The 6993-nt window shown below is 63.1% G+C and carries 10 protein-coding genes; 6 read left to right on the forward strand and 4 right to left on the reverse strand.

Translation table 11 applies throughout. The features are described 5' to 3' along the window. Positions 1-84: 84 nt before the first annotated feature. A complete protein-coding gene (locus DIE06_RS24510) occupies positions 85-999 on the reverse strand; it encodes a transporter (RefSeq protein WP_124663606.1) in 915 nt (304 codons plus the stop codon). Positions 1000-1304: 305 nt separating this feature from the next. Here DIE06_RS24510 and DIE06_RS24515 point away from each other — a divergent pair, with 305 nt between their 5' ends. Then, complete coding sequence (locus tag DIE06_RS24515; RefSeq protein WP_124663593.1) at positions 1305-2231, forward strand: LysR family transcriptional regulator; 927 nt, start codon at positions 1305-1307, stop codon at positions 2229-2231. Positions 2232-2325: 94 nt separating this feature from the next. Here DIE06_RS24515 and DIE06_RS24520 read toward each other — a convergent pair whose 3' ends face one another. Together DIE06_RS24520 and DIE06_RS38430 are read right to left on the reverse strand one after the other, a co-directional pair. After that, positions 2326-2544 (reverse strand): hypothetical protein, encoded by a 219-nt coding sequence (locus tag DIE06_RS24520; protein WP_124663594.1) that lies wholly within the window; start codon positions 2542-2544, stop codon positions 2326-2328. A 181-nt stretch (positions 2545-2725) separates the two neighbouring features. Beyond that, positions 2726-2872, reverse strand: coding sequence for a hypothetical protein (locus tag DIE06_RS38430; protein WP_185733468.1), 147 nt, complete (start codon positions 2870-2872; stop codon positions 2726-2728). Between the two features lie 256 nt (positions 2873-3128). Here DIE06_RS38430 and DIE06_RS24525 point away from each other — a divergent pair, with 256 nt between their 5' ends. The 3 genes from DIE06_RS24525 to DIE06_RS24535 all read left to right on the forward strand — a co-directional run bounded on the left by DIE06_RS24525 (position 3129) and on the right by DIE06_RS24535 (position 5045). Beyond that, entirely contained in the window at positions 3129-3842 is a 714-nt protein-coding gene (locus DIE06_RS24525; RefSeq protein WP_124663595.1) for a PadR family transcriptional regulator, read from the forward strand. A 37-nt stretch (positions 3843-3879) separates the two neighbouring features. Continuing rightward, positions 3880-4701 (forward strand): siderophore-interacting protein, encoded by an 822-nt coding sequence (locus DIE06_RS24530; RefSeq protein WP_124663596.1) that lies wholly within the window; start codon positions 3880-3882, stop codon positions 4699-4701. Between the two features lie 119 nt (positions 4702-4820). Then, entirely contained in the window at positions 4821-5045 is a 225-nt protein-coding gene (locus tag DIE06_RS24535; protein WP_124663607.1) for a hypothetical protein, read from the forward strand. A gap of 26 nt (positions 5046-5071) precedes the next feature. Here the strand turns inward: DIE06_RS24535 and DIE06_RS24540 are convergent, their stop codons facing one another. After that, complete coding sequence (locus tag DIE06_RS24540) at positions 5072-5653, reverse strand: undecaprenyl-diphosphatase (protein ID WP_124663597.1); 582 nt, start codon at positions 5651-5653, stop codon at positions 5072-5074. Positions 5654-6108: 455 nt separating this feature from the next. Between DIE06_RS24540 and DIE06_RS24550 the strand changes: the two genes are divergently transcribed. After that, positions 6109-6849: an acetoacetate decarboxylase gene (locus DIE06_RS24550; protein WP_124663598.1), complete on the forward strand. Its 741-nt coding sequence runs from the start codon at positions 6109-6111 to the stop codon at positions 6847-6849. Positions 6850-6901: 52 nt separating this feature from the next. Further along, the coding region (locus DIE06_RS24555) for an SDR family NAD(P)-dependent oxidoreductase (RefSeq protein WP_124488979.1) at positions 6902-6993 on the forward strand (92 nt) is incomplete at its 3' end.

The following is a 6993-nucleotide window of genomic DNA, read 5'->3' on the forward strand; positions in this document are numbered from 1 at the left end:
GATTGCCTTGATTGAAATTGCGTACTGCTCGATGACGGCGCTGATGACCGGTTCTCGCGCGCAGTCCGGCGCGCGAAACGGTGCTCAGCCCTTGCGCCCGAAGCCGGCCCACAACGGGATGGCGATGTTCAGCCACACACTGCTGCTCTTGGCCGTGTTTGCGGCATAGATGCCTTGCTGATAATTGAGGTTGACGTTCCAGCTTCTCGCGTCGTACACGATCGACGGACCGATACCGAATGTCCGCATGCGATTGCCCACGCTCACGCCGCCGGCCTTGTCGTCGCTGAACTGGTTCAGGTACGCGCCGACCACGCCGAGCTTCCACGGGCCGAAGTTCCAGCCTGCGTTGAACTCCGCGACGTAACCGTCCCCCGAGCTGTAGTCCGTCGTGCCGTTCTTCAGATTGAGCAGGAAGCGGTTTGCGAGCGCGATGTCGATTCCGTTGGGAACGTTGTAGCGAATCGAGATCACCGGCTGCACCGAGGTGTAGCCCACCGCGACGCTCGACTTGACCGGGCTATAGGAACCCGTCTCGAATGCAACGTCGATGCCCGACGCAATCGCCAGGTTCGGCGAGAGATTCCATTGCAGCAACACAGGCGTCAGCGTGATGTTGGAGAGGCCGTTCTGCGTGCTCGACTGCCCGAACACGGTGCTATGCAATGACACAACGGGAATGACCAGCTGCGTATAGACGTTTGCGCCGAGCAGGTGGAACGGATATGCCGCCAGCAGACGCGTGGTTTCCGAAAACACCGAGGTACGGAACGGAATCGGCAGTTTCTTGCCGTCGTTGCCATAGAGGCCGTTCGCAAAGCTGTAGTTGAACTGTTCCAGTGCGAACAGGCCGGGGATCGGCGGCAGGTTGGCGATGTTCGTCCCCACCGCTCCGGCCGGATACGGTGAAACGCCGCCTTCGAATGCCTGTGCGTTTTTCATCAACCCCGTCGCCAACACGGCGCAACCGACAACGGCTGCGATCAGTTTCGTGGACATGCTGTCTCCTCTTCCTGGAGGCGCGTTTGCGCCGCCTGGCATCTCTTTTAATAGTGGAAAGCGCGGTGCAGACGGCCGAGGTACAGCGGTACGTTCGATCCGAAAATGACCTGACGCTGGCCTCCCGATACGATGCGTGGGCTGCCGTCGCGTCGAGATGTGGCTAGGTTAGGACAGGCTGATGTATCCTGAAAATGGATTCGATCCATTGCCGCTATCGACGGCATCAATACTTTCAGGTTAAACCCTGATATCGCATACGGCACGGTCACGCGGTAGCGAAGAGGAGAACGGAGACAGCGCGCATGCGGTTCAACAAGCTCGACCTCAACTTGCTCGTGGCGCTCGACGCGCTCCTGAGCGAACAGAACATCAGCCGGGCGGCCGAAAAGATCCACCTGAGCCAGTCGGCGATGAGCAACGCGCTTTCGCGGTTGCGCGAATACTTCAACGACGAACTGCTCGTGCAGGTCGGTCGCAAGATGGAGCCGACGCCGCGCGCCGACGCGCTCAAAGACGCCGTGCGCGACATCCTTGTGCGCGTCGACGCGACGGTGGCGGCTCAGCCCGAATTCGTGCCGGCGCACGCGAACCGGCTGTTCCGCCTGTTCGTTTCGGACTACACGATGACGACGCTCATCCCGCACCTGTTCGCGCTCGCTTACAAGGCAGCACCCGGCATCCGATTCGAGCTGCGCCCGCAAATCGCGTATCCCCACCGCTTGCTGGAACGCGGTGAAGCGGATCTGCTGATCATCCCCAAGGAGTATTGCTCGACCGAGCATCCGGCCGAGGTATTGCTCGAGGAAACCTACTGCTGTGTGATGTGGAGCGACAGCCCCCTCGCGCAAGGCGAGATGACGAACGAGCGCTACATGGCGGCCGGGCACGTCGTCGTGCAGGTCGGCGACGCACAGACGGCGATCGAAGACTGGTTCATGCAGCGGCTCGGCGTTGTGAGGCGGGTCGAGGCGAGCACGTACAGCTTCGTGTCGCCGGCGCACCTGCTGGCCGGCACGAACCGGATCGCCACCATGCACCGGCGGCTCGCCGCGGAGGCCGCGCGCAGCCTGCCGATCGTGCTGCGCGAGGTGCCGGTGCCGGTACCGACGATGGAGCAGGCGATGCAATGGCACAAGCACCGGACCTCAGACCCTGGGCTCACCTGGTTGCGCGGGCTGCTGAAAGAGGCTGTCGCGAAGATGGACGAAGGGCGCCATGATGCTCGCTGAGCCGGCTCACGCGGACCTGGCTTCGGCGAGAGCGAATGGATCCCCGTGATTTGCCGCGTATCGAGGCGGCGCAGCTGCCTGCAACCTTCCTCATTCACGCTCCCAAACGGGTATCCAGGTCGAGCCTCAGATCAGTCACGAATGCGCGCTCCGGTTGGCGCGGCAGCGTGAAACGGACGGAACGCGCCAGGCCCTTCATCGCATCGCTCTCGGTCAGCATCGTGCCGACCATCTGCCGCATGTCCGAGCGCCGCGCCACATCGATCAGGCTCGACGGCGGTTGGCGTCCAGAATTGATGCTGGCTGCGTTCACAGAAGCGCTTGCAAGTTCAGTAGCCTAGCTAGCGTAGAGTTCTGATTCAGGAAAAGCGCGGATTGCAATACCGACGATCCATTCAGGCGACGAGGGCTTACCGCTCAATTGCTGCTAGCAGCGCTACTAGCTCCCCGCGGTTGAGAGCAGTATCCGCAACATGAATCTGCATGGCCGGCTCCTACACCAGTTCGCCAACATACTTCGTGAGAAGCGACCACGCTTGCTTGTCATAGCGGCCTTGCCACGTCTTGTAAAAGCTCGCCGAAGACAATGCCTTGCGGAATGCCACCATGTCGATACCGTTCACCGCATTGTGAAAGTCCATGAAGCGGATGGAGCCGTGGTCATGAACCGATCCATTGCCGAAGAACGGACGAATTGGGATCCGCGCGATGCCAACCCGTCAATAGCCTCGATCTATTAATTTCGGAAATCAATATGTGTGAATAAGCTCACAATCATTGAGAGTCTACAGTCATCTGCTCCATCAAATTCGGAATCGCACCCCAAATAAATCCGCTTGACGATATATCTTTAGATACATATCTTTAGATATGTTTTACGACATATAGGACACGCTCATGCGACACAACCCCTCCCGCGGCCATGCCCGATGCGACGGTCATGGTGCGCATGCCGGCCCTGACTGGTTCGCCGGGCTCTGGCACGCAATCGGCCGCCATCGCCGCGGCCACGACCCGTTTGGCGGCGGCGGCCCGTTCGGCGGCCGTGGCGGGCGCGGCGGCTTTGGCGATTTCGGCGACGACGGCATGCCGCGCGGCCGCCAGTTCAGCTCCGACGATCTCCAGCTGCTGTTGCTCGCGCTGGTCTCCGAGCAGCCGAGCCACGGCTACGAACTGATCAAGGCGCTCGACACGCGCTCGAACGGTTTCTACAGCCCGAGCCCCGGCATGGTGTATCCGGCGCTCACGTATCTCGAGGAAGTCGGCTTCGTCGCGTCGCAGGCCGAAGGCAACCGCAAGCGTTATGCGCTGACCGACGCCGGCCGCGCGCATCTCGACGCGCAGCACGAACGCGTCGATACCTTGTTCGCACGCCTCACGCACCTCGCGCGCAAGATGGAATTCATGCGCCGCGCGTTCGCCGGCGAATCGGCGGGCGGCGAAGCGCAGGACGAAGCACAGCCCGGCTGGCTGCCCGAGTTCGTCGAGGCCCGCCTCGCACTGAAGCGGGCACTGCTCCACAAGAGCGCGGCCGATGCCGACGAACAGCGGCGTATCGCGGCGATCATGCGCCGCGCGACGGCCGAAATCGAAGGCGGCACCGGCGCGTAATCCGCGCCGCCCCTTCAAAACTCAGGAGAACGGATTGATGCAGAACCCATCCGAACGCGCCGTCACCCGCGTGCGCCATACCCTCAAGTTCCGCCTGCTGCAGGTCTTGCGCGTCCACACGGTAACGCCGCACCTGCTGCGCGTCACCCTCGGCGGCCCCGACCTCGCGGATTTCGAATCGTCGTCGTTCGACGATCACGTGAAGGTGTTTTTCCCCGCACCGGGCGACGCGAAGCCCGCGATGCCGACGCTCGGCGCGAATGGCCCCGAGTTTCCCGAAGGCGAAGCAAAGCCGATCGCGCGCGATTTCACGCCGCGCCGCTTCGACCGCGCCGCCTGCGAACTGGATCTGGAATTCGTGCTGAACCATCCGGGCCCCGCATCGCAGTGGGCGGCGCAGGCGCGCGTCGGCCAATGGCTCGGCATCGGCGGCCCACGCGGTTCGTTCGTCGTCCCGATCGATTTCGACTGGCATCTGCTGATCGGCGACGATACGGCGTTGCCTGCGGTCGCCCGGCGTCTCGAGCAATTGCCGGCCGGCGCGCGCGCGGCAGTCGTGCTGGAAGTTGCGGATCGCACCGCGCAGATCGCGTTCGATACGCGTGCCGACGTGCATGAAATCTGGCGCTTTCGTGCCGAAGCCGACGCGGCGGACGGCGACGTGCTGTTGAATGCCGTGCGCGAGCTGCCGCTGCCGTCCTCTGGCGACGGTTACGTGTGGGCGGCGGGTGAAGCGCAGTCGATGCGCGCGGTGCGTCAGCACCTGACCGGCGAGCGCGGCGTCGACAAGTCGCGCATCCGCGCGGCGGCCTACTGGAAACGCGGCGCCACGGCCGTGCATGAAACGCTGGAAGACTGACGGGAACGGGCACCCGCGCATCGGCGGGCTTGGCATTGGCGAGGCGGCTGGTATATATGTATGTCTGCGACGCCGCTGTCGGGCGACAGCCGCCGCAGCCCGCCGAGGAGCGCCCGGTCATGACAAAAGAAAGCCACGCTTCGCCTTTCCTTCGCCACCTGAAGATCGCCGGCTATTGCGGCCTGGCGGCCGTCGTGCTCGCGCTGTTCGTCGCGATGTGCGCGATCCTGAAGGAAAGCTCTCTCGAACGCGACGCCGCCCGGCACCCGGGCGAAACACCTGAACTGCACGAAGCGGGCAGCGGCCCGTCCGCTTCGACTGACGCGGCCAGGACGCCCGGTTGACGGCGTCCGGCCGGTCGTTCCACCGCTTACGGCGTGCGTTCGCGCCCCATCATCACCGCGTGCACCGCGTCGCCGATCCGCTCGAGCAGTTCGACCACGCGTTGCCCGCACAAGTGCGCGGCCAGCGCGCCGGCCGTGCCGACCAGCACGCCGCCGGCCATGTCGAACGGCCAGTGCACGCCCGCATACACACGACCCCATGCAATCGCGACGGCCATCGCGGCCATCACGAACCCGGTCAACCGCGTGCTGCCGACGAGCAGCATGCCGACCGCGAGACTCCACGCGAACGTCATGTGATCGCTCGGAAACGAGCTGTCCGGTGCATGCGGAATCAATTGCGCGCCGATCCCGACCATGAACGGCCGCGGCGAAAACCAGAAATGCCCGATCACCTGCGCGAGCGCAAGCGCCACGCAGGTGCCGACACCGGCTTCGATCGCCTGGCGCCGCGTCGGGCGCTCGCCGAAAATCCAGGTCAGCAGCAGCATCACGGGCAGCGCGTAGACGAGCCAGTCGGCGGCGAAGATCGCGAAGCGGGCAACGCCGGGGTGTGCCGTGGCGCCGGCATTGACGGCGGAAAACAGGGTGAGATTGAGGTTCTGCATGAATCCGGTTGCGTGAAACGTCATGATGGGACCGGGCGTGCCGGTCGGATGCGAACGATGCTAGTGCTCACTCGCTTAAGCAATGCTTAATGCGTCGGCGACCGATGATCAGGACGGGGCCCGTGCGCCGCGCGCGAACGCACTTAGAACCTGCACTGCAACACAAGTTCACACATTTGTCACATTCCCGCGAGACCGTCTCCCGTAAACGCTCACCAATCATCCCGTAAAGGCTCACCCTTTTCACATCGTGGCGTCATCGACGCGTGCGAGCATCGGAGCGCCGCGCACGCGCCATGCCGTTTGCACCGTTCATCTCAATATTTGCGTTGCAAATCATTCGAAATCGGCAACAATTAATTCCAATTGCGGCATCGCACAACGGCAACGCACAGGCATAGGATTACGAGCTTACGTGCACTCATCCACGAAGCGATCAACAACAAGGAGTCCGCATGAAACCCAGCGATGTCAGATCGAAAGCGTTTGCGATGCCGTTGACCAGCCCTGCCTTTCCGATGGGCCCGTACCGTTTCGTCGATCGTGAGTTTCTGATCATCACGTATCGCACCGATCCGGACCGTCTGCGTGAAATCGTCCCGGAGCCGCTGCAGATCACCGAGCCGCTCGTGCATTACGAATTCATTCGCATGGCCGATTCGACCGGCTTCGGCGACTACACGGAAAGCGGCCAGGTGATTCCCGTCGAGTACAACGGCCAGGCCGGCGGCTACACGCTCGCGATGTATCTCGACGATCACCCGCCGATCGCCGGCGGCCGCGAGCTGTGGGGTTTCCCGAAAAAGCTCGCGTCGCCCACGCTGCACGTGAACACCGACCACATCCTGGGCACGCTCGACTACGGCAAGGTGCGCGTCGCGACCGGCACGATGGGCTACAAGCACAAGGAACTCGATATCGACGAGCAGACGAAGCGCCTCGCCGGCCCGAACTTCCTGCTGAAGATCATCCCGCACGTCGACGGCACCGCACGCGTGTGCGAACTGGTGCGCTACTACATGCAGGACATCAAGATGAAGGGCGCGTGGACGGGCCCCGCCTCGCTCGAGCTGGCACCGCACGCGCTTGCGCCGGTGGCCGACCTGCCAGTGCTCGAGATCATCGAAGCGCGCCACCTCGTCGCGGATTTGACACTCGGCCTCGGCGAAGTCGTCTACGATTACCTGGCTCAGTAACACGTCCGCAGTCCTTTCTCCCTGTCAATCCTTTCACCACGGGAAATTCGAAATGAGCAACCTGAATGGCAAGACCGCAGTCGTCACGGGTGCCGCAAGCGGCATCGGCAAGGAAATCGCACTGGAGCTCGCGAAGGCGGGCGC

Origin of the sequence: Burkholderia sp. Bp8998 (genome assembly GCF_003854235.1) — a bacterium.
Taxonomy (GTDB): Bacteria; Pseudomonadota; Gammaproteobacteria; order Burkholderiales; family Burkholderiaceae; genus Burkholderia.